This window comes from Halonotius terrestris (genome assembly GCF_006861665.1).
In the GTDB taxonomy this organism is placed as follows: Archaea; Halobacteriota; Halobacteria; order Halobacteriales; family Haloferacaceae; genus Halonotius; species Halonotius terrestris.
In genome coordinates this window covers 16,095-37,742 of the sequence record NZ_RKLU01000002.1, presented here as the reverse complement: position 1 = coordinate 37,742, position 21,648 = coordinate 16,095, and the positions used below count along the sequence as shown (strand labels likewise).

Genomic DNA, 21,648 nt, shown 5'->3' with positions numbered 1-21,648 from the left:
GTCAGTTAGGCTTCGGGTTCGATGTAGACGATCTTCACGCGGCTGTCTGCTGATTTGAGTGCAGCGTCGAGCCGCTCGATAACGGCGTCGAGGTCGTCCGTATCCGTCGGTTCGAAGGAGACATCGGCCGTCACGAGGACTTCCTGTGGCCCGATGAACATCGTCCGCAGGCCGTCGACATTGGCGACGCCGTCATCCGCAAGAATCGTGGCTCTGAGTTCGGATTCGACCGCCCCATCGAGACTTTCGCCCAACAGGAGTCGCTTGTTCTCCCAGGCCAACGCGAGAGCGAATCCCATCAGCAGCACGCCGATACAGACCGCCGCGACCGCGTCGTAGATCGGGTTGCCGGTGGCTTCCGTCAGCAGGATGCCGATCAATGCGAGGCTGGCTCCCGCGAGGGCGATGGCGTCCTCAGTGTAGGCGGTGAGCGTCGTCACGTCGCTGGTCTTTCGGAACGCCTCGGGGATGCCAGCCCAGCCATGAGTCTTGATCTGACGTTGGAGTTCGGCGTTTGCCTTGGCAAAGGCGTAAATCTCGAAACCGATGGCACCGAGGAGGACGACGACGCTCACGTACCACGGCGGGAACGGCCCAACACCGAGGATCGTTACCGGGTCTGCCGCCGCCGTATGAGGGTTGACAACGGCACTGTAGCCGTGTTTGAGCGACTCCCAGCCGGCGATCCCGAACAGCAGCACCGAAACGAGGAAGCTATAGAAGAACTGGGCTTTCCCGTAGCCGAACGGGTGGTTCTGATCTGCGGCCCGATCGCTGTATCGGATCCCAAACAACAGAAAGACTTGGTTGCCCGTATCCGAGATGGAGTGATACACTTCCGAGAGCATCGACGGACTTCCGGTGAGGAGGTAGGCGAAGAACTTGAGGACAGCAATCGCTCCGTTGGCGATGAGCGCGGCGATGACGACCGATCTGCTGCCAGCCATACGGGCACCTCAGCCGCAAGCGGGTTAACGGTTCTGTCCGGGGGAATCGAGTCAGGCGAGCAACCCCGAGACGAGTGGTGCGTACCGGCTGACGACGACGGTTGCGACCCAGAAAACGAGGCCAGTGTAGATGACGTGTGATCCGTACCGGCGGGTCCGGCTACAGAAACTCATCACCACCAAGAGGGGGAGCGTCAAGAGCGCACCGAGGTGACGAATGGAGAACCACGCCATCTGGAGTACCGCAATTATCGCCCGAATCGGAGCCACCAGCAGCCACAAACTCCAGTGGCGAGCGGCCGTTGTTGCGAGCGACGACTGCAGCGATGGCAGGCCCGCGCCGGCGAAGCGGGCTCGGAGTTCGTCAACCCCGTTGCCGATGTCGGTGCGGCTGGGAAACGCGTGGAGACAGCAGGCCGCACCGAGCCACAGACAGACCGTGAACCCACCCCACACCGGCAGCGACGGCTCCGAGAAATCGGTGGTATACCGGAGCCAGTTGGCAGCGACGAACGCGGCGACCCCGACCGACGAGTTGACAAGAAACGGAGCCAGCGAAACAGCCAGCAGCGAGCGGTAGCTGTCGGGCGTTTCGTGTCGGACGTAGCCCGCGGGCTCGCCCAACTGGAAGTACGTTACCTCGGTAACCGCCAGCCCGCGCTCCTCGGCAAACCATTTGTGGGCCAACTCGTGAAGCGCGACACCGACGGCAGTAGTGAGGGCGTAAGCAATCCGAAGCGTCCGTCGGTTGATGCGGCCCATGCGTTTCTCGTCGGTAGCTATCGGTTGCACTGTGTAAAACCGGTGGTGGTGGATGCGGCGAGCCGCGGCGAGGAGCGGAGTGGCGGCCCCTCAGAGCCCCACCGCGAGCAGCACGGCCACCCCGAGCGCGGCGAGACCGACGACCAGCTGTGAGAACTGCGGACCGGTCTGGACCTCGGGTTCGAGAAACGAGTGGCTCGGCTGGTTCGGATCGTAGTAGACCCGCGTCTGAGTGCCAGGTTCGTAGGAGTCGATGGCGTTGCGCGCGGCGGCTTCGGTTCCGAACCGCTTGACGAATCGGCTCTGTCCCGGGTAGACCGTCTCACCCTCGCGTTTCTGGGTTGGCGTCTGGTAGGTGTATTCGACCGCGGGGATGTAGCTCCGCGATCGGCCACCTCTGACCGGCTCGATAGCCGCCCGTTCGATAGTGGCGGTCGTCTCCTCGGCGCGGCGGACGACGCTAGAGAGTCGCCAGTACTGCCGGAGGCCGCGGCCGCCGAGTACGAGCCCGATGAGGACGGCGGCCGCAACGGCGATATCGACACCGCTGACGGTGGCGATGCTCATAACTTACTGTCGGCCACGACAGGACATAATAGCTCGGGTCAGGCGTTACACAATAGCCAGCCGGGTCGCCGGTGACTCGTCACTCGATACTCAGCGACCCGGATTCGCCGCCGTCGCTGCCGTCTTCGTCCCACTCGATTTCCAGTTCAAGGGACTGCTCGGCGTTGCCGCCGCTGCTGTCGGTTTCGCGTTCGGCTTTGACTTCGAAGGTCGGTCGGGATGGAATGTCAAGCGTCGTTGTTTCGGCCCCGGCACTCAGCGTCACCGACTCGCCGCTGTCGAGTTTGTCGGCAACCGAGCGGAGGTAGCTGGCGATTTCGTCCCGGGACTGGGTGGATTCGGATTTGAAGAGGACTTCTTCGGGCATACCTTACTGGAGGCGACGAACCATAATAAATAGTGGGCGGCACTGAAACGAACAATCATGTGATATACGGGCGGTGCGATTGTAGATACAACAGGAGAAAAACACGTTCCGCATTCGGGATAGAGCCGTCCTGCGGTCGGTTTCGACGCGCTGGAACACATCATTCGATATATTTATTTGTTGGAGAGAATAACTGGTAATCGAACATAACCGATGTACGACTTGACTGGATTCCAACGCGACCTGCTGTACGTCATCGCCGGCCTCGAAGAGCCACACGGCCTTGCGATCAAGGACGAACTCGAAGCGTACTACGAAAAGGAAATTCACCACGGCCGCCTGTATCCGAACCTGGATACCCTCGTCGACAAGGGTCTCGTGGAAAAAGGCCAGCGCGACCGGCGAACCAACTTCTATACGCTCACCCGCCGCGGCGACCGCGAGATCGACGCCCGCTCGGAGTGGGAAGCCCAATACATCGACGCCTGAGACAGGCACCGGGCGAATCCTCTTCGCTTCTCTCCTCACTGCTGTCGTCGACAGCGACGGAGCCGACTATGTCGATGTCTCTCGATCGGCGTCGTCGACCGAATCGTCGTCATCGGCTGTCGATTCGGCAACATCGGTTCGCGGCTGCGTGCCAGCAGCCGCTTCGTCGGTCGTTTCCGGTGCCGCCGTGCCGACTGTCGTCCGAAGTAACGGGTTCGCATCGATCCGCGCGCCGCTCGGCGGAAGTTGCGGATCGGCTGCTTCGTCGACGAGTGCCGGAACAACGATCCGGGCGAACTGCACTGCAACGACCAACAGCGCGGGCATGAGGAACAGCCCGTACCAGCCGAAAAACAGCGGGCCGAGGATGTACGCCAGCATTAGCAACCCGATGTGGATGTTCTTCCCGGAAACGTAGGGGCGAAGAATCATATCGGGGATCAGGTCGATGATCACGACCGAGACGGCCGTGAACAGCACCACGAACCAGAGCGTCTCGCCGCCCGCGGTCATCACGCCGCGGGCGGCCATGTAGAGGGCAACCGGGACGTAGACGATCTTCATCCCGATGACGGGGATCAGGCTGGCGACGCCGGCAAGCAGTCCGACCAACGCGGCCGCCGGGATCGCCGCACCCTCGGGAGCAATGACGTTCAGCAACGAGTAGACGATGACGGCGATGGTGCCGGTGATGATCGCGTTGAGAATATTACCGAAGAAGATGCTGCTAAGGTCGCGGTCGACCGCACGACCAAAGTCGCTGACGATGCTGTCGTCGGTTTCGAACTGGTCGTTGACCCACCCTGCGAGGCGGCGGTCGTCCCGCAGGAGGTAGAAGGCGAGGACGACCATCGCAAACAGATTGATGACGATGACGCCGACGGTGGTCGCGGCCCCGGCGACCGACGCCAGCGAGTCGATGACCGACCCGGCGAGTTCGCCACTGAACAACTGCCGGAACTCGCCCGAAACGAAGAACGTCGGATCGGTCAATCGGTTGTACAGTTCCGGGGAGATCCCGAGATCCTGCGGCCGTACTGTGACCACGTCGGCAACTTCCCGGAGTTGGCGGGTGACGATGAGCAGCGCGTACCCCACCAGCGCGATGGCCGGTAACACGAGGGCAATAATCGATATACCGGCGGCGGCGGTTCTGTTCTCGATGCGGTCGGTGAGCTGTCGATAGATCGGACGGGCGGCGTAGTAGACGAAGACGGCGACGATGACGGTACCGACGAACGCAGCCAGCACGTAGCCGAGGGCACCGAACAGCACGATCCCGAGGAGAATCCACAGCGGGTGGTCGTGGAGGGTCTGCCGGAGGGACATACCATATAGCTCTGTGGGCGCGAAAAAAGAATGTCGGCACTACGGACCGCCAGCACCGACGCGCAAGCCTGAAATCGTCGATTAGTCCGCAAATCTACCAGTCCACCAGCCTCCCGGCGGAACGCTTTACCGGGTCTTCGTTGAATTGTTAGCATGGATCGTGACACGGCCGAGCCACAGGTCGAGCGGCTGCCGGGCGAACGGGCCGCTGAATGGGTCGAATACCACCACACGACGGCCGCGCCGAGCACCTACGTCTACGAATTCGTGTGGGACCTCTCCGGGCCGGCAGCGGGGCCGTTCTGTACCGACGTCGACGGCAACGTGCTCATGGATTTCACGAGTCACGTCGCTGCCGCACCGCTCGGCTACAACAACCCGAAAATCATGGATCGACTACGTGAGTTCGATCTCGTCGATCCCCTGAAAATCGCCGGACAGGATTTCTACGTCTCCAGCGGCGGCGCACCCGATGCCGACGACCTCCCCGGCCCGGCCGGACTGATGGATCGACTCGTCGAACTCACAGACGAGTACGGTATGGAGAGGATCTTCCTCTCGAATTCCGGGGCCGAAGCCGTCGAGAACGCGCTCAAGATCNNCTACGANCACAGCGNCGGCNANTACGGNNTCACCTTCGACGGCGCGTTCCACGGCCGGACGCTNGGNNCGCTCTCGNTNAANCGCTCGAAGGCCGTCCACAAACGCGGGTTCCCGGAGNTTGCCGTCGATCCACAGCGTGCCGTTCTGTACCGACCGCGACTGCACCGCTGAGAGCTGTGACTGCGGGTTTTTCACCGACGAGGGCTCCCAGCTCCGCCGGCTCGTCGATGGCGACCGCGGCGTCCTCGATCCTGAGGAGATCGCGTTCATCATCCTCGAACCGGTGCAGGGCGAAGGTGGCTACCGGATTCCGAGCCAGTCGTTCGGCGACGAGATCGCCGCACTGGCCGACGAGTACGACATCACGCTCATGGCCGATGAGATCCAAAGCGGGCTGAGCCGAACGGGCAAACGCTGGGGAGCGGATCACTACAGCTTCGAGCCGGACGTGATCGCCGCCGCGAAAGCCCTCCGAGTGGGTGCGACGATCTCAACTGACGAGATATTTCCCGATCAGAAGAGCCGACTCTCCTCGACATGGGGAGCCGGCGACATCCTCGCCGCGCTGCAGGGCGCGCTCACGATCGACGCCATCGAGGAACACGACCTCCGAGTGAACGCGCGGACGCGCGGCGAACAGTTCCTCGATCGACTGGCTGGGTTGGCAGCCGACTTCGAGGCGATCACCGACGTGCGTGGACTCGGGCTCATGCTCGCCGTCGAGTTCGACACGAAGGCCGACCGCGATGCTGTACAGAAAGCCGCGCTCCAGCGAGGGCTGTTGACGCTCGGCTGTGGGCACTCGGTACTCCGACTTCTGCCACCGCTCGATGTAACCGAACGCGAGGTGCATCTCAGCTGTGACTTGCTCGCCGACTCGCTGGCGGACGTGTTCGGAGCCAGCTGATCAAGGTGGAGCGACCGGGCTCACATTCGATACCGGTTCTCGTCGTCGAGCGACGGGAGGCTGTCGCCGCCGGCCATCTCATCGTAAGTCATCCCCGAGAGATATTCGTCGTAGGTCACGTCGTAGGCCGATCGAAGGTGGAAATCGAGATCGCCGCTCTCGACAGCCTGCCGGTACAGCAGGTGGACGCCGCGGCGGAGCAGTTCGGCGGGCTCGTCAGTCTCGAAGACGGCTGCGAGCATCGCCAGCTCGTTTTTCGTTTCGCGGTCGAGGTCGACGGCGAGTTCGTCGTCGAGATCGCTGTACTGGCTGGTGATATCGTCGTTCAGATCGTCGAGACTCATATCCGATCGGTGGGACGACCGACAGATAGTGATTATGTGTCTCCGCGCCCCGTCGAAAGCAGTATTCCTAAACTCACCGCGTCCTCACTGCAGGTAATGACCGAGGCCGACACCGGCGATGCCTTCCTCCCGGCTGCCGACGAGCTCGATGCGGTCCGCTCGGCGTTGATCGAGTGGTACGAGGCCGATCACCGCGAGTACCCGTGGCGCGAAACCGACGACGCATACCCGATCCTCGTCTCGGAGATCATGAGCCAGCAGACTCAACTGGATCGCGTTGTCGACGCGTGGGGCGATTTCCTCGATCGTTGGCCGACCGTCGAAGCGTTGGCCGACGCACCACGGAGCGACGTGGTTTCGTTTTGGAGCGGCCACAGCCTCGGCTACAACAACCGCGCGAAGTACCTCCACGAGGCAGCCACCCAAATCGTCGAGGAGTACGACGGCCAGTTTCCCGACACACCCGAGGAGCTACAGGAGTTGATGGGCGTCGGCCCCTACACCGCCAACGCCGTCGCCTCCTTCGCGTTCAACAACGGCGACGCCGTCGTCGACACCAACGTCAAACGCGTGCTGTATCGCGCCTTCGACGTACCGGACGACGATACCGAATTTGAGCGGGTCGCCAGCGACCTCATGCCCGCGGGCGACTCGCGCGTCTGGAACAACGCGATCATGGAACTCGGTGGCGTCGCCTGCGAGAAAACCCCCAGCTGCGATGCAGCCGGCTGTCCATGGCGTCGCTGGTGTCACGCCTACGAAACCGGTGATTTCACCGCGCCGGACGTGCCGACCCAGCCGAGTTTCGAGGGGAGTCGCCGGCAGTTCCGCGGGCGCGTGATCGAGACGCTTGGCGAGTACGACGACCTGCCGCTGTCGGAGTTGGGCCCGCGGATCCGCGTCGATTACGGCGGCGACACCGGCCGGGAGTGGCTGGAAGGGCTGGTCTCGGATCTCGCTGACGACGGGCTGGTCGTTGTCAACGATGGCGACGACGAACCCCATGTCAGTCTCAAGCAGTAGTTCGACAGCCACTACTACGGCGACCGACACAGGGTACCAAATGGTGACAGCCACGCCCCTGCTCACGCCGACCGAACTCCTCGTGACCGTCTTCGCGTTCATTACGCTGGGTGGCGACGTGGGAGTCCTCTTTGTCGGCCTCTCGCTGGGATACTGGTTCGGGCCACGGCTCGACGAGACGACGCGGCCGGCCGCGGCGACGACGATTGCCGTCGCCATGCTCGCGTTGGCCGTTGTGCTCGCAGTCAAGAGCTACACCGCGATCCCGCGACCCGCGGCGATGCCGATCGATCCCACGGTCCTGCCGGGCGGGCTCGCCGACTTCGTCGGCGGCGAACTCGACTCCGACGGGTTCAGTTTCCCGAGCGGCCACGCTACCGGATCGACTGCTGTCTACGGGAGTCTCGCGGTGTTGCTGACGGTCGGTCGGCGGCGACTTCGGTATCTCGTGGCCGGGGTGGCGATCGGGCTGATCAGCCTCTCGCGGGTCGTCATCGGCGTCCACTACCCACGAGATATTATCGCTGGCATGCTCCTTGGGACGTTGCTGGTCGCTGGTGGGGTGAAACTCGCCCGCGACGGCGATCGCTTACGCCCCGACCGCGTCTTCGTGCTGGCCGGCGTCGCTGCCAGTATCGGTGCCGTCGTCGCATGGCAGGGTGGCCACACTGAAGAAGTGAGACAGGGCGTGATCGGTATCGGGACCACACTCGGCGCGCTCGGCGTGTGGCACCGCGTCGGCGAGCGGTTGACTGACGCACCAGCCGTCTCGCTGCCGGTCGCCCTCGCCGGCATCGTCGTCGCCGGTGCGCTGTGGATCGGTGCCTACGAAGGAGTGTTCGGGCTCGTCGGTACAGTCGTCGGCAGCGCGGTCGGCGTGACGATTATTCTGTGGCTGCCGCTGGTCGAGTCGTGGCGTCGAAAAAAGCGCGATAATCAGTGAGCCCGCTTAGAACTTCTCGAGGTAGCGGTCGATTTCCCACTGAGAGACGTTGACGAGGTACTCTTTGAATTCTTCTTTCTTTGCTTCGACGAACTTCTCTGCGACGTGGTCGCCGAGACCACCGAGGATCACGTCGTCGTCTTCCAGTGCCTCGACGGCGTCGCCGAGGTTCTTCGGGAGGGTCTCGATGCCTTCCTCTTCGAGTTTCTCCTCGCTGAAGTCGTAGATGTTCTCGCGTTTGAGTTTGTCGCGAGCCTCGTCGGCGAGATCGCGCTCGATGCCGTCGAGACCGGCGTTGATGAGCGACGCGAAGCCGAGGTACGGGTTACAGGACGGATCGGGGAACCGTGCCTCGATACGGGTTGCGACCGGCTCGCGGGCCGCCGGCTTGCGGACGAGCGCCGAGCGGTTGCGGTCGGACCACGCGATGTAGACCGGTGCCTCGTAGCCGGGGACGAGGCGTTTGTAGGAGTTCACGGTCGGGTTGGTGACGGCCGTGATCGCCGGTGCGTGATCGAGAATACCGCCGATGTACGACAGGGCGGTCTCGCTGAGGTCGAANNNGTCCTCGTCGCCGTGGAAGGCGTTCTCGCCGTCCTNNNTGAACAGCGANNNGTGNGTGTGCATNCCNGAGCCGTTGATNNNCGGNANNGGNTTGGGCATGAACGTCGCGTGNAGGTCGTGCTGNGCNGCGANNGCNCGNACGACNNNNCGGAANGTNNCGACGTTGTCNGCNGTCGTCAGGGCGTCNNCGTACNCGAAGTTGATCTCGTGTTGGCCCTGTGCCACCTCGTGGTGGCTGGCCTCGANGTCGANGCCCATCTCNTCGAGNNNGAAGATGATNTCNCGACGCACGTCGCTCTGCAGGTCCTTCGGTGCGAGGTCGAAGTAACCGCCGTGGTCGGCGAACTCCGTCGTCGCATAGCCGTCCTCGTCGTGTTTGAAGAGGAAGAACTCCGGCTCGGGGGCCATGTTGACCGTGAAGCCGTGGTCATCGGCTTTGTCGAGTGCCTCTTTCAGGACATAGCGTGGGTCGCCCTCGAAGGGCTCGCCGGTTGAGGTGTCGATGATGTCACAAATGAGACGAGCCGCACCGCTTTCCTCGCTTTGTCGCCACGGGAGAATGGCGAACGTCTCGGGNTCCGGNTTNAGCCGCATGTCGGACTCCTGGATNCGGACGAANCCNTNGATCGAGGANCCNTCGAAGTAGATNCCCTCNGTNAANGCNTTCTCNGCNTGGTNNGCNGGAACTGAAACGTTCTTTACCGTGCCAAGGATATCCGTGAACTGTAGACGAAGGAAGTCGATTCCCTCATCTTCAATTTCGTCAATAACTTCCTGTTCTTCTTCGGTCAATCCACCGTCTGTAGCGACGTTCTTTTCGGTCATGTTCCGGACAGCTACATCATTTAGTGCCAGTATAAAGGTCTTGTCGCTTATGGCAATTACACCGCTCGAACTCAGAAACTGGATATTCGTAAAATTCTAAACCCCCCAGTCCGTCGGTAGGTTGTATGACGTACGAAAACTTGGACGCCAAGTTGATCAATGCACTACTCGGGAACGGGCGGGCCAGTCTGCGAAGCCTAGGGGAGGACCTCGATGTCTCAGTAACGACCGTCTCGAATCACCTGCGCGATCTCGAAGCGGAGGGGGTTATCAACGGCTACACGCCGATCGTCGATTACGGGAATCTCGGCTACGATGTCACTGCCGTTATCCACCTCAAGGNCGAGGGGNNNGCGCTNCNGGAGATCACCGACCGNCTCCGAGAGCANNANCAGATGGTCTCCGTCTACGAGGTGACCGGCGACCACGACATCATCGCCATCGGGAAGTTCACCGACACGGACCACATGAACGACCAGATCAAGGAGCTGCTCGTCGATCCGGACATCAAGGAGTCGAACACGAGCGTCGTGCTCAACNCCGTCGNCGANAACGANCAGTTCGATCTCGACGTTGACGAAGACGAGGACTAACGACCGCACAACACCCTATTTGCTTCTCCGATGCCGCCAGCCGAGCGTAGCGGCGGTAGCGGTAGTCGGAACCGAACAACACAGAACTGGGCGAACGGACGGAAACAGCGACCGAGCGGAAAGCCCTTGAGAGTCGCCGACAGAGCACCGGTATGAGCACCACCCACCAAACGGCGACGGCAGCCGATGTCGTCGTCGTCGACTACGGGCTCGGCAACCTCCGCAGCGTCACCCGCGGGCTCGAACGCGCGAACGCGGGCGTGACGATTACCGACGACCCTGCTGACTTCGCCGCCGCCGACGGCATCGTCCTCCCCGGCGTCGGTGCGTTCCGCGAAGGCATGGAGAACGCCGGCCCCTACCGTGAGGCACTCGCTGACACCGCCGACCGCGGCCAGCCGATTTTCGGCATCTGTCTTGGTATGCAGATGCTACTCGGCTCCAGCGAGGAGGCCGAACACGCCGGTGAAGGCGATGTCGAGGGGCTGAACTTCGTGCCCGGCACCAACGTCCGATTCGACATCGAGCAGAAAGTCCCGCATATGGGCTGGAACGAACTGAACGTCCAACGGGAGCACCCACTCGTCGAAGGTATCGACGGCGAGTACGCCTACTTCGTCCACTCCTACTACGCCGCTCCCGACGACGAGGACGCGGTCGTCGCCAGCACAGACTACGGCGTCGACTTCCCGTCCGTGATCGCTAACGAGGACGGCACGATTTTCGGCACCCAATTCCACCCGGAAAAAAGCGGCGAGACCGGTCTGCGAATCCTCCGGAACTTCGTCGATCTCTGCGCGGAGCAGTAATCGAGCGTACCCGGAACCGGAATTAGGCCGTCTGTTCTGCGACAACCGAGACACCGATTTCGACTTCGGTATCCTCGATTTCCCACGTTTCCAGTCGGTCGGCGTTCTCGCTCGGTGTGTCGGTGAGTTCGGCCGCCCGAACTTCTTCGCTGATGAGGTCGCGGTGCTCGTCGACGAAGCCAGCAACACGGTCGTCGGCGACAGCGAGGCCGACGCTGATTTCGGCTTCGACATCGAGATCCAGTTCCTTCCGCATCTCCTGAATCCGACGGATCACGTCGCGGGCGTACCCCTCGGCTTCGAGCTCGTCGGTCAGCGTCGTATCGACGTAGACCGTGCCGCCCTCGAAGTCGGTGCCGGTGACGTGTTCCGGCGGCTCCTTGCGGTACTCGACCATCTCGTCGTCGAGTTCGACTGTTTCGCCATTGACTTCGATACCGGCTTCGACCTCCTCGCGTGTCGCGCCCTCGACGGCATTCATCACGTCCTGTGCGTCGCCACCGAAGGCAGGACCGATCTCGCCCATCTGTGGGTCGGCGTACGCGATGAGTTCGTCAAATTCGTCGACAACGTCGATCGCGCGGGTGTTGACGCGCTCGCTGAGGAGATCAGCGAGATTTTCGACCGCGCTGGCAACGTCCTCGTCGTCGGTTTCGACGACGACCCGCGAAACGGGCCACCGGAGCTTCCGACCGCCGCGCTGGCGTGCGTTGGCCGCGGCTTCCTCCACATTGCGGAGGACGGCCATGTCGGCTTCGAGGTCGGCGTCCCGGAGGTCGTCGTCGACCTCGGGCCAGTCGAGTGCGTGGACGGTCGTCGCGCTGCCGTCGATGGTCTGGTACATCTCCTCGGCCATGTACGGCGTGACCGGTGCCAGCAGGCGGATGACCGCGTTGGTCACGGTGGCGAGGGTTGCATATGCGCCGAGCTTCGTGGGGGAATCACCCTCCTCCCACATCCGTTCGCGGGTCGCCTTGATGTAGAACCGCGAGACGTCCTCGGTGACGAAATCCAGCACCGTGTTGAGCGCGTCGTCGATGCGGTAGTCGGCCCACGCCTCGCTGGCCTCCTCGATGACGGATTGCAGCCGCGAGAGGACCCACTCGTCAACCGTCGTCAGCTCGCCTTCGCTGAGGTCCGGGTCGGCGGGATCGTAGCCGTCGAGATCCATGTACGTGAGCGGGAAGCGGAAGACGTTCCAGCAGATATTGAGCGTCCCGACCATGCTGCCGAGGCCGTCCCAGTCGAAGGAGAGATCAACGCCCTGCTGGTCGTGGCTGAGCAGGTACGCACGCAGCGGGTCGCGGCCGGCCCGTTCGATAGCTTCCTCCGGCGTGACGATGTTGCCGACGGATTTCGACATCTTCCGGCCGTGTTTGTCGTTGGCGAAGCCGTGCATGAGNACNTCCTNGTAGGGNNTCTCGCCGAGCGCGGCGGTNCCCATGCCGAGNTGCGACCAGAACCANCCGCGNGTCTGGTCGTGNGCCTCNATGATGAGGTCGGCGGGCCAGAGCTCGTCGAAAGCGTCGGTTTCAGTGGGGTAATCGAGGGTTCCCCACGTCGCCACCGAGGAGTCGAGCCACACGTCGAAGACATCCTCGATGCGGCGGTAGGTCGTGCCGTCCTCGGTGATCGTGATGTCGTCGACGGTCGGGCGGTGGAGGTCGATGTCGTCGGGGTCGATATCCTGATCGGCGCGTTCGACGAGTTCCTCGCGGGTGCCGATGACGATCATCTCCTCGTCGAGACTGGCGTCGCCGTCGCCGCCGTCGCTGGCGGCGTCTTCGGGAACCCAGATTGGGATCGGAATCCCCCAGTACCGCTGTCGGGAGACGTTCCAGTCGGGGGCGTTCTCGATGAAGTCCCGGAAGCGGTTGTCGCGGGCCCACTGTGGGTGCCACTCCGCGTCCTCGATGTTGTCCAGCAGTTCGTCCTTGATATCCGTGATCGAGATGAACCACTGATCGGTGGCGAGCTGGATGATGTCCGTATCGCATCGCCAACAGTGGCCGTAGGAGTGGGTGTAGGTTTCCTCGGCCAGCAGCGCGCCGTTGGCGTCGAGGTCGGCGGTGATCTCATCGTTGGCGTCGCGGACGAACTGATCCGCGTATTTGCCGCCAGCGTCGGTGTAGGTGCCGTCACCGGCGACGGGGCAAAATATATCGAGGCCGAGTTCCTGCCCGCGGTNGAAGTCCTCCTCACCGTGGCCGGGNGCNGAGTGGACNAGGCCGGTGCGGTCGGCCTCGACGAAGTCGGCAGTGTAGACTTCGCCCGCGCCCTCGAAGCTCGGGTAGTCGGGGACTTCCTCGGCGAGTGGGTGGTCGTACTCCCACCCGACGAGTTCGGAGCCGTCGAGTTCGGCTTCGATCTCGTAGTCGTCGTAGCGGCCCTTGCCGAGCACGTCGTCGACACACTCGGCGGCGATGTAGAGGACATCTTCGTCGCCGCCTTTCGTTGCGCGGACTTGCTGGTATGTCAGGTCTTCACCGACGCCGACGAACGTGTTTGCGGGGATCGTCCACGGCGTCGTCGTCCAGATGACGAGACTCCCCTCACGGTCGGCCAGCGGGAATTTGACGTAGATCGAGGGATCCTCGACCTGATCGTACTCGACTTCGTTGTTGGCGATCCCGGTTTCACAGCGCGGACACTGCGAAATCGATCGTTTGCCCTGCTCGACGAGGCCGCGGTCGGCGACCTGCTTGAAGCCGTACCACGCGGCCTCCATGTACTCCGGCGAGATGGTTTTGTAGGGATTGTCCCAGTCGAACCACGCGCCAATAGATTGGAAATCGTCGTCCATCGCCACGCGGTTGTCCTCGGCGAAGGTCTTGCACTCCTCGATGAAGGCTTCCATCCCGTAGTCCTCGATNTCCTNNTTGNTCTCGAAGCCGAGNTNNTCCTCNACNTTNNNCTCGATNGGGAGNCCGTGCATGTCGTAGCCCGGNCGGTCGGTGACNTNGTNGCCGNNCATCCGCTTNTNGCGGATNNNNGCGTCCTTCAGGGTCTTGTTCCAGGCGGTGCCGAGGTGCATCTGCCCGGAGGTATAGGGCGGGCCGTCGACGAAGAAGAAGGTGGGGTCGTCGGCGTGGGCCGCCTTGGTCGCCTCGTAGGCGTCGTGGTCGTCCCAGTAGTCGTCGATGGCCGCCTCCACGTCGGCGGGCGAATACTGGTCGCTAACGTCGTCCATGCTGAGAGGCAGTGGGTCGGCGTATATCAAAACGGTGATCCACGGGCGATAGCGGCTAGCGGAGTCGTCGTAAACTTCGTTGCACCAACGAGACTGTCGTCTGCAGGATATTCCCGTCGGTATCTCCCTCACTCGGCTGTTGGTAGTTCTCAGCGGCATCGCCTTTGCCGTAGTTGGGTTCCCGGCGACGGAGGAACATGACTGGCGTGCTGCCGGGGTCGTTGTTCATGCCCTGCTGATTCGCATACGTGTTCTTTAATTTCTCCCAGTTGTCGCCGTCAATACTGCCGCAGGCAATGACCACGACATGAGTGTGCGATTTTTGATACTCGTGTACGTGTCCGGCCAGTTGATCGATCCCATTGGCTGTGAGATTTCGTCTGATCGTGATTCCAACCGTATCGCTAACGACAACGTCGGGTTCCAGTTCTCCATACGCTCGTTCAACCACGAAGTTTCCACCGGTGTCGAGTATTTTCCCGCCGCCAGCATTCAGTCGTGCATCGAGATACGCATGGAGGTCATCTCGAAACTCACCGTCTTGTTCGTACGCTTGGGCCGGTGTCCAGTCGCCAAGCGCGGCTGCGACCTCTCGGGCTAACTCTTCTTTCCCGACGATTCCCATTGGCATATGCAGACTACTAGCAGGAGCCGCTTAGTTTCACGGTCGCTCCGGTGGGGTGCCATCGTATTCGCTTGTGTTGATGGCAGCCGCACCCCCTCACAGCACGTCCGGGTGGTGTTCGGCGATGTAGGGGTCCATCGGCTCCGACCGTTACTAGAACAAGAATTGTGCTGGCCTCCTCGATAGACAGGCTACCCGACGAAATCTCGGAGGAGACGAATCTACTGCGTCGCCCAGTTAGCAACAGTCGTTTTGAGTGGGTGTCCACGCACACGCATCGCCAGTCGTGAGGCTGTTTTCGTCGATGTAGACGGCAAGACAGGCGTGGTTACAGAAGTATTCAGGTGAGCCACAATCAGCGGTACAATCACGGACACAGATCGGGTCGTGATCGAAGATATGGGCTCCACAGTATGCACACGTCTGGTCAGCGACGGGTGTTGCGACGGTCGTCGTCATATCGCAACAACGACTGGTAGGACGAAAACTGTTCCTCACGAGGGCACGGTACGACCCGCTCACTACCTAAAGTCACACAACGAGACAGTTAGATTACACGTGATTAATAAAAAGAAAGATATGCCAGAACATCGTTGGTATATGCAATATAGAGATTGCTGACATGAGAAAAGCATCACCAGTCGGAGAGACTGGCAATCGCTCTAATGAGTTGGTGATTCAGGTGAAGTGTAACTGTGAAACGTTGTTGAAGTCGAGGCTACCAGAGTCGTGAAAGAGAACCAACACGAATTCGAGTCCGACCGAGCATTCATTGAAGCAGGTCTCAATACGATTACAGATATTTTCTACGTAGTCGACACCGAGGGGAACTTCCAGCGGTGGAACGACAAACTCCCGGACCTGACCGGCTACACGGACGCGGAAATCGATTCGATGAACGCCCTCGAATTCTTCGAGGGCGAGCACCGCGAATCGATAGAAGCAGCCATCGAGAACATCCTTCAGACAGGCTCAGACGTAACCGAGGCCGAAATCACGACGAAAGACGGGCGAGACATCCCCCACGAGTTCAGAGGCGTCACGATGACTGACGACGCCGGAACCCCAACCGGGATTATCGGAATCGCCCGTGATATTACAGCCCGCAAACAGCGAGAGCAGGACCTCAGAAACCTCCATACACGGTTCGAACTCGCGCTTGCGGAAACGGATACGGGGATCTGGGAACTCGATCTCGATTCGAACACCGTCCGCTGGGATACAACAAGTGAACGACTGTTCGGGTACGAACCCGGAGAGTATCCAGGCACCTACGCTGGGGTCGGCAGTCGAGCCACGGAGCACGATTCGGAGCCTGGTGCGGCGGAATCCGACCCCGATACTGAGACAGACGCGCAGTATCGACCCGACTACGACGACAGAATCCCGTCGGAGGATTTAGACCGTGTTTCCCAACAGCTCGACCACGCTATTGAGACCGGCGAGCAGTATCAAGCTGATTTTCGGGTGCAGCAGCCGGATGGAGCCCAGCGATGGATACGAGCCCGTGGTGTCGTTGAGTACGATGACAGCGGGAACCCTGACCGGGTGATCGGAATTCAAACCGACATCACCGAGGGGAAAGAGCGTGAACGCGAACTCGAACGGACAAAAGAGACCCTCCAGCGGAAAAACGAGCGGCTCAATGAGTTCGCGTCGATGATTTCCCACGACCTTCGAAATCCGCTTGAGATCGCGGAAGGATACCTAGAGAAAGCTCGTGAGACGGATGACGAGGCCGATCTCGATACGGTCGAAGCGGCACTCGACCGCATGGGGACGATGATTGATGACTTTCTGACACTGGCTCGCGCGGAGACGGTCGACCCGGAAACCGAGCCGGTCGTGCTGGCTGATATCGTCGTGACGACGTGGGAAACAACCCAGACGGATGAAGCCATTCTCGAATGTGAAATTCCGGAATCAATGACAGTCGCGGCTGATAAATCGTTACTCCGAAACGTCCTCGAGAACTGTTTTCGGAATGCAGTTGAACACAACGACTCCCGAGTGACCATATCTGTCGGCCAGTTAGACAACAGGGGGTTCTACATTGAGGATACCGGCGGGGGAATCCCCGAATCCGAACAGGACACAGTATTCGAGCACGGGTACACCACCAACGAGAGCGGGACCGGACTCGGTCTGGCAATCATCCGTGAACTGATTGAGGCGCACGGATGGACGATCAGTGTCTCGGAGAGTGCTGCTGGCGGTGCGCGGTTCGAGATTGTAACCGACGGCTCGTAAAATTGGAGACGGGACGGCCGCCCCTCATTTTGCACAATATACCCTGACAGACTCCAGCGGAAACGAGTCGCTATCCTCGATACGCGACGTAAATAAAAACGAGAATGGCCGCAATCGCAACGCAGTCGATTCGAAGGCAGTACAGCGGTCAGGTTGGCGTGGGTGTGAGTTGGCTCAGGGCCTACTTCGTCTCGCGGGCGAAGCCCGCGTGGCGGCTGCGCCGCCACGTTAGAGGCGGCCGGCGTCGCCGGCCGCCCGCTCGACATCGAGGCAGTTTGCCACTCACCGGTGGTTCGTCTTTGCCTGCCTCGCTTACATTGCGCCGCCCATGCCACCCATACCGCCCATGCCGCCCATGCCGCCGCCCATGCCGCCGCCACCGGGCATGTCTGGTCCGTCATCGTCGTCGTCCCCAACCTGACCACCGGAGAGGTCGCCAGCGGCGATGACGTCGTCGATGCGGAGGATCATCACAGCGGCTTCGGTTGCGGATTCGATCGCCTGCGTTTTGACGCGGAGCGGCTCGACGACGCCCTCGCTCTGCATGTCGATCACGTCACCCGAGTAGGCGTCCAGCCCGGCGGTGAAGTCGCCGCCGTCGTGCTGGGAGCGGAGTGCGACCAGCGAGTCGATGGNNTCNAGNCCGGCGTTNTCNGCGAGNGTGCGCGGGATGACNTCNANNGCGTCNGCGAAGGCCTCGACGGCCAGCTGTTCGCGGCCCCCGACGGAGTCGGCGTAGTCNCGNAGCNNGAGNGCGAGNTCNGTNTCNGGNGCGCCGCCGCCGGGNAGCACCTTNCCNTCNTNNAGCGTNGNNCGGACGACGCCGAGCGAGTCGTCGATAGCGCGTTCGACCTCGTCGACGACGTGNTCGGTGCNNCCGCGNANNACNAGCGTGACGCTTTTGGCGTCCTCGACATCTTCGACGAAGAGCCGCTCGTCGCCGCCGATGTCCTTCTGGGCAACGCTGCCGGCCTGGCCGAGGTCGTCGGCGGTGAGGTCGTCGAGGTTGGAGACGACGCGGCCGCCGGTCGCGCGAGCGAGGGCTTTGAGATCGGAGCTTTTCACGCGGCGGGCCGCGAGAATGCCCTCCTGGGCGAGGTAGTGTTGGGCCATGTCGTCGATGCCGTCACCGACGAAGACCACGTCGACGCCGGCGTCGGCGAGCTGGTCGACCATTTCCTTGAGCTGGGCTTCCTCTTGGTCGAGGAACTCCTGCAGCTGGGATGGGTCGGAAACGTTGACCTCGGCGTCGATCTCGGTCTCTTTGACTTCGAACGCGCCGTCGAAGAGCGCGATGTTGGCGTCCTCGGCGAAGTACGGCATGTTCTCGTCGACGCGTTCCTTGTCGACGATGACGCCCTCGATAAGTTCTGAGTTGTCGATAGAACCGCCGACAACGGTCTCGACGTCGATGTTGTCGAGGTCGATGCCGTCGTCGTCGTCGACTGCCAAGACGGCGTCGACGACGAGTTCGGCGAGATGGTCTTTCGCGCCTTCCGCGCCCTTGCCGGTCATCGCCGTGGTGGCGATCTGGACGAGGGTGTCGCGGTCGTCCGCGGAGACCTCGATGGCCTCGTTTTCGAGGATCTCTTTGGCCTTCTCGGCGGCCTGTCGGTACCCTTGGGCGATGGTGGTCGCGTGGATCTCGGAGTCGATCAGTTCCTCGGCCTGATCGAGGAGTTCACCCGCGACGACGACGGCGGAGGTGGTCCCGTCGCCGACNTCGTNCTCCTGNGTCTCGNNGACCTCGACGATCATGTTNGCNGCCGGGTGCTCGATGTCCATCTCCTNGAGGATGGTGACGCCGTCGTTCGTGACGACGACNNNGCCGCCGGAGTCNNNGACGAGCATCTTGTCCATNCCNTTCGGGCCGAGCGTCGTCCGGACGGACTCGGCGACGGCCTTCCCNGCCGTGATGTTCATCGACTGNGCGTCCTTGCCGGAGGTTCGCTGGCTGTCCTCCGANAGGACGATCATCGGCTGATTACCCATTCGCTGTTGTTGAGACATAGTCACCTCCGGATTGTTTGTGATTCTATATAAATGTTGTGTGTGGGGACGATCGAAAGCCGCTCAGTCGCCCATATTTGGGTGTGTGAGTGTCTATCAATGACGTGGTTTATATATAGCTATTCGGAAGAAATCACGTCTCAAGCAGGCCGCAGTGCTTGGATATCTGGTATATTAGCCCCTGTTATAAGTACGCCGGCAGTAATTGCCACTCTATGGCATCCAACGAGCCATCCGGCCTGCTCGCAGGCTGGTACAATCAACGAATTGGCACCCCGACGACGGACGACGAGGTGAACGGCTACTGGCTGTTCGTGGCCGGGATCCTCCTGGGCCTCCTCGGCATCGTGGTGGTGTTGCTGACCGAAGCAGCCACCGGGAGCCGCGGACTGGGCTACGCTCTCGCGGCGTTGTCGCCGCCGTTCCTCATGCTCGGGGCGATCATCCGCTTCCCGCTCCGAAAGGCGGCGACCTCCATCGGCTACGCGGGCGCGCTCGTGTGTTCGATCGCAGTCATCTGGTTCGTCGCCGTCTTCCCCGGTGGCTGGTTCACCGCCTCAGGCAACACGGGCATCATCGGCCTCTACAGCCTTGGGATCCTACTACTCGGATTAGCCGGTGCCCTCGTCCCGCTGTTGACCGCGCCGGTCGACACCAGCCACGAGGACGCAACACGAGCCGCCCAAGCCGCTCACGACGAGGAAACGCGGGCTGCGCAGGCGGCACACGACGAGGAGCTGGCCGCTGCCGACGAAGAGCTGGCCGCCGCAACCGATCGCGCGGCCGACCTCGAAGCCGAAGTAACCGCCCTCCAGGCCGAACTCGCTGCGACCCGCCAGAGTCAGGGCCGCTTCGAGCTGTTCACCGACAAAAGCGGCAAGCACCGCTGGCGGCTCCGCCACCGCAACGGCAACGTCATCGCCGACAGCGGACAGGGCTACACTGCCCTCCATAACGCCCAGAAAGGGCTGGCGAGCGTCCGCCGCAACGCCCTCGGCGCGGGCGTCCTCCGGATCGACCCCGAAATAGAAGACGAATCGCCCGACGACGCCGACGAGCCGGTCGTAGCCGTCCCCGCAGCCGTCGAAGAAATCGAGAGCAAGGCGACCTTCGAGACGTTCAGCGACAAACGCGGCGACGTGCGCTGGCGACTCCGCCACGACAACGGCAACATCATCGGCGACAGCGGCGAGGGCTACGATTCGAAATCCAACGCGAAACGCGCCATCGAGAAGCTCAAAACCTACGTCGGCCCGGCCGACTACCTCTGGTTCGACCCGACCGGGTTCGAAGTCTATCGGGACAAAGCCGACGAGTGGCGATGGCGGCTCGTCCACCGCAACGGCAACATCCTCGCCGACAGCGGCGAGGGCTACAGCCGGCGACACGACGCCAGTCGTGCCGTCACCCGGCTGCAGGAGAACGCTGCCGACCTCGAGTTCGAAGTCTACGAGGACAACGCCGGCGAGTACCGCTTCCGCGTCGAGAGTGCGAACGGCAACATCCTCGCCGACAGCGGCGAAGGCTACGACTCGAAATCGGGAGCCGAGGACGCCGTCGAGAAGGTCAAGGAATATGCGCCCGACGCCGACACCCTCGATATCGGGCTGGCGGCCTTCGAAATCTACGAGGACAAAGGCGGCGAGTTCCGCTGGCGGCTCCGCCACCGCAACGGCAACATCCTCGCCGACAGCGGCGAAGGCTACGCCTCTCGAATCAAGGCCCGCGACGGCATCGAGAGCGTGAAACGCAACGCGCCGGGTGCCGCGGTCGAAGCCGACGACTGAGAACGGCGACAGCGAGACTGCCGCTGTTTTTTCGACAGGAGCACTAATAAGCCGCAAGCTACTCCGTCGGGGTGAGAGGCTACCGCAGATGATGCTTCCGACCCACGCCGTCGTCGGGCTGGCGATAGCGACGCCGCTGCTGACGCTCGCGCCCGACCTCGCGCCGGCCGCGCTCACCGGCGGCCTGCTTGGCGGTATCTTCCCGGATCTCGATCTCTATTTCGGCCACCGGAAAACGCTCCATTTCCCGACCGGCTATGTCGTCGCCGCCCTGCCAGCAGCGGGTGCCGCGTTGCTCGCGCCCGGCCCGATCACGGTCGGCCTCGCGTTTTTCGTCTTCGGCGCGGTCGCCCACTGCCGGATGGATCGCTACGGCGGCGGGCTCGAACTCAAGCCGTGGGAGGGCACCTCCGACCGCGCGGTCTACGATCACGCTCGCGGCGAGTGGCGCGAGCCGAAACGGTGGATCCCCTACGACGGCTCGCCGCGTGACCTGCTGTTGCTGGCGGCGGTCGCCCTCCCGCTGTTGGTCGTGCTTGACGACCCGTTCCGCCTCGTCGTCGGCTTCGCGCTGCTTGTCGGCGTCCTGTATGTCGGCCTCCGGCGGTGGCTCGCGTCGCTCGCGCCGGTCGTCTTCGGCTACGCGCCCGACTGGCTCGCGTCGTACGTCCCCGAACGATATCAGTAGCGGCCCGACGCACGCTCGACGCGCGA

Annotated in this window: 18 protein-coding genes and 2 pseudogenes; 9 read left to right on the top strand and 11 right to left on the bottom strand. The window is 62.2% G+C overall.

Features of this window, described 5'->3' with window-relative positions; genetic code table 11:
- Nucleotides 1-5 precede the first annotated feature (5 nt).
- From EGH24_RS03695 to EGH24_RS03680, 4 genes are all read right to left on the bottom strand, one after another.
- On the bottom strand, nt 6-947 hold the full coding sequence (locus EGH24_RS03695; protein WP_142978831.1) for a cation diffusion facilitator family transporter: 942 nt from the start codon (nt 945-947) through the stop codon (nt 6-8).
- A gap of 51 nt (nt 948-998) precedes the next feature.
- A complete protein-coding gene (locus EGH24_RS03690; protein ID WP_142978830.1) occupies nt 999-1,739 on the bottom strand; it encodes a metalloprotease family protein in 741 nt (246 codons plus the stop codon).
- Nucleotides 1,740-1,799: 60 nt separating this feature from the next.
- A complete protein-coding gene (locus EGH24_RS03685; RefSeq protein ID WP_142978829.1) occupies nt 1,800-2,276 on the bottom strand; it encodes a DUF3592 domain-containing protein in 477 nt (158 codons plus the stop codon).
- A 79-nt stretch (nt 2,277-2,355) separates the two neighbouring features.
- The gene (locus EGH24_RS03680) at nt 2,356-2,643 is read right to left on the bottom strand and encodes an amphi-Trp domain-containing protein (protein ID WP_142978828.1); all 288 of its coding nucleotides are present in this window, start codon (nt 2,641-2,643) and stop codon (nt 2,356-2,358) included.
- A 213-nt stretch (nt 2,644-2,856) separates the two neighbouring features.
- Between EGH24_RS03680 and EGH24_RS03675 the strand changes: the two genes are divergently transcribed.
- A complete protein-coding gene (locus tag EGH24_RS03675; RefSeq protein WP_142978827.1) occupies nt 2,857-3,132 on the top strand; it encodes a PadR family transcriptional regulator in 276 nt (91 codons plus the stop codon).
- A 66-nt stretch (nt 3,133-3,198) separates the two neighbouring features.
- On the opposite strand, the gene EGH24_RS03670 is transcribed toward EGH24_RS03675, so the two are convergent.
- Nucleotides 3,199-4,461, bottom strand: a complete 1,263-nt coding sequence (locus tag EGH24_RS03670; RefSeq protein WP_142978826.1) for an AI-2E family transporter — start codon at nt 4,459-4,461, stop codon at nt 3,199-3,201.
- 153 nt (nt 4,462-4,614) lie between these two features.
- Between EGH24_RS03670 and EGH24_RS03665 the strand changes: the two are divergent.
- Nucleotides 4,615-5,971, top strand: a pseudogene (locus tag EGH24_RS03665) (class-III pyridoxal-phosphate-dependent aminotransferase).
- A 20-nt stretch (nt 5,972-5,991) separates the two neighbouring features.
- Here EGH24_RS03665 and EGH24_RS03660 read toward each other — a convergent pair.
- Nucleotides 5,992-6,315 carry a hypothetical protein gene (locus EGH24_RS03660; RefSeq protein ID WP_142978825.1) on the bottom strand — a complete coding sequence of 108 codons (324 nt, stop codon included), beginning with the start codon at nt 6,313-6,315 and terminating at the stop codon, nt 5,992-5,994.
- 96 nt (nt 6,316-6,411) lie between these two features.
- Between EGH24_RS03660 and EGH24_RS03655 the strand changes: the two genes are divergently transcribed.
- Together EGH24_RS03655 and EGH24_RS03650 are read left to right on the top strand one after the other, a co-directional pair.
- Entirely contained in the window at nt 6,412-7,338 is a 927-nt protein-coding gene (locus EGH24_RS03655; protein WP_142978824.1) for an A/G-specific adenine glycosylase, read from the top strand.
- 40 nt (nt 7,339-7,378) lie between these two features.
- On the top strand, nt 7,379-8,281 hold the full coding sequence (locus tag EGH24_RS03650) for a phosphatase PAP2 family protein (RefSeq protein WP_185903225.1): 903 nt from the start codon (nt 7,379-7,381) through the stop codon (nt 8,279-8,281).
- Between the two features lie 6 nt (nt 8,282-8,287).
- Here the strand turns inward: EGH24_RS03650 and glnA are convergent, their stop codons facing one another.
- Nucleotides 8,288-9,670, bottom strand: coding sequence for a type I glutamate--ammonia ligase (gene glnA / locus EGH24_RS03645; RefSeq protein ID WP_142978822.1), 1,383 nt, complete (start codon nt 9,668-9,670; stop codon nt 8,288-8,290).
- Nucleotides 9,671-9,795: 125 nt separating this feature from the next.
- Between glnA and lrp the strand changes: the two genes are divergently transcribed.
- On the top strand, nt 9,796-10,263 hold the full coding sequence (lrp, locus tag EGH24_RS03640; RefSeq protein ID WP_142978821.1) for an HTH-type transcriptional regulator Lrp: 468 nt from the start codon (nt 9,796-9,798) through the stop codon (nt 10,261-10,263).
- A gap of 152 nt (nt 10,264-10,415) precedes the next feature.
- Entirely contained in the window at nt 10,416-11,072 is a 657-nt protein-coding gene (gene hisH / locus EGH24_RS03635; protein ID WP_142978820.1) for an imidazole glycerol phosphate synthase subunit HisH, read from the top strand.
- Nucleotides 11,073-11,094: 22 nt separating this feature from the next.
- Here hisH and ileS read toward each other — a convergent pair.
- The 3 genes and pseudogenes from ileS to EGH24_RS03620 all read right to left on the bottom strand — a co-directional run bounded on the left by ileS (nt 11,095) and on the right by EGH24_RS03620 (nt 15,346).
- Nucleotides 11,095-14,262, bottom strand: a pseudogene (gene ileS, locus EGH24_RS03630) (isoleucine--tRNA ligase).
- A 55-nt stretch (nt 14,263-14,317) separates the two neighbouring features.
- Nucleotides 14,318-14,893: a hypothetical protein gene (locus EGH24_RS03625; protein ID WP_142978819.1), complete on the bottom strand. Its 576-nt coding sequence runs from the start codon at nt 14,891-14,893 to the stop codon at nt 14,318-14,320.
- Nucleotides 14,894-15,124: 231 nt separating this feature from the next.
- A complete protein-coding gene (locus tag EGH24_RS03620) occupies nt 15,125-15,346 on the bottom strand; it encodes a hypothetical protein (RefSeq protein WP_142978818.1) in 222 nt (73 codons plus the stop codon).
- A gap of 270 nt (nt 15,347-15,616) precedes the next feature.
- Here EGH24_RS03620 and EGH24_RS03615 point away from each other — a divergent pair, with 270 nt between their 5' ends.
- On the top strand, nt 15,617-17,137 hold the full coding sequence (locus EGH24_RS03615) for a sensor histidine kinase (RefSeq protein WP_142978817.1): 1,521 nt from the start codon (nt 15,617-15,619) through the stop codon (nt 17,135-17,137).
- A gap of 312 nt (nt 17,138-17,449) precedes the next feature.
- On the opposite strand, the gene thsA is transcribed toward EGH24_RS03615, so the two are convergent.
- A complete protein-coding gene (gene thsA, locus EGH24_RS03610) occupies nt 17,450-19,114 on the bottom strand; it encodes a thermosome subunit alpha (protein WP_142979369.1) in 1,665 nt (554 codons plus the stop codon).
- A gap of 248 nt (nt 19,115-19,362) precedes the next feature.
- On the opposite strand from thsA, the gene EGH24_RS03605 reads away from it, so the two are divergent.
- Nucleotides 19,363-20,934 (top strand): HVO_2922 family protein, encoded by a 1,572-nt coding sequence (locus EGH24_RS03605; protein ID WP_142978816.1) that lies wholly within the window; start codon nt 19,363-19,365, stop codon nt 20,932-20,934.
- An 88-nt stretch (nt 20,935-21,022) separates the two neighbouring features.
- Nucleotides 21,023-21,622, top strand: coding sequence for a metal-dependent hydrolase (locus EGH24_RS03600; RefSeq protein WP_142978815.1), 600 nt, complete (start codon nt 21,023-21,025; stop codon nt 21,620-21,622).
- Nucleotides 21,623-21,648: the final 26 nt, after the last annotated feature.

Bases quoted from the DNA above. Each gene is read 5' to 3' on its own strand.
- EGH24_RS03695 (WP_142978831.1), bottom strand. From the start codon at position 947: ATGGCTGGCAGCAGATCGGTCGTCATCGCCGCGCTCATCGCCAACGGA.
- EGH24_RS03685 (WP_142978829.1), bottom strand. From the start codon at position 2,276: ATGAGCATCGCCACCGTCAGCGGTGTCGATATCGCCGTTGCGGCCGCC.
- EGH24_RS03680 (WP_142978828.1), bottom strand. From the start codon at position 2,643: ATGCCCGAAGAAGTCCTCTTCAAATCCGAATCCACCCAGTCCCGGGAC.
- EGH24_RS03675 (WP_142978827.1), top strand. From the start codon at position 2,857: ATGTACGACTTGACTGGATTCCAACGCGACCTGCTGTACGTCATCGCC.
- EGH24_RS03670 (WP_142978826.1), bottom strand. From the start codon at position 4,461: ATGTCCCTCCGGCAGACCCTCCACGACCACCCGCTGTGGATTCTCCTC.
- EGH24_RS03660 (WP_142978825.1), bottom strand. From the start codon at position 6,315: ATGAGTCTCGACGATCTGAACGACGATATCACCAGCCAGTACAGCGAT.
- EGH24_RS03655 (WP_142978824.1), top strand. From the start codon at position 6,412: ATGACCGAGGCCGACACCGGCGATGCCTTCCTCCCGGCTGCCGACGAG.
- EGH24_RS03650 (WP_185903225.1), top strand. From the start codon at position 7,379: ATGGTGACAGCCACGCCCCTGCTCACGCCGACCGAACTCCTCGTGACC.
- hisH (WP_142978820.1), top strand. From the start codon at position 10,416: ATGAGCACCACCCACCAAACGGCGACGGCAGCCGATGTCGTCGTCGTC.
- EGH24_RS03625 (WP_142978819.1), bottom strand. From the start codon at position 14,893: ATGCCAATGGGAATCGTCGGGAAAGAAGAGTTAGCCCGAGAGGTCGCA.
- EGH24_RS03620 (WP_142978818.1), bottom strand. From the start codon at position 15,346: ATGACGACGACCGTCGCAACACCCGTCGCTGACCAGACGTGTGCATAC.
- EGH24_RS03605 (WP_142978816.1), top strand. From the start codon at position 19,363: ATGGCATCCAACGAGCCATCCGGCCTGCTCGCAGGCTGGTACAATCAA.
- EGH24_RS03600 (WP_142978815.1), top strand. From the start codon at position 21,023: ATGATGCTTCCGACCCACGCCGTCGTCGGGCTGGCGATAGCGACGCCG.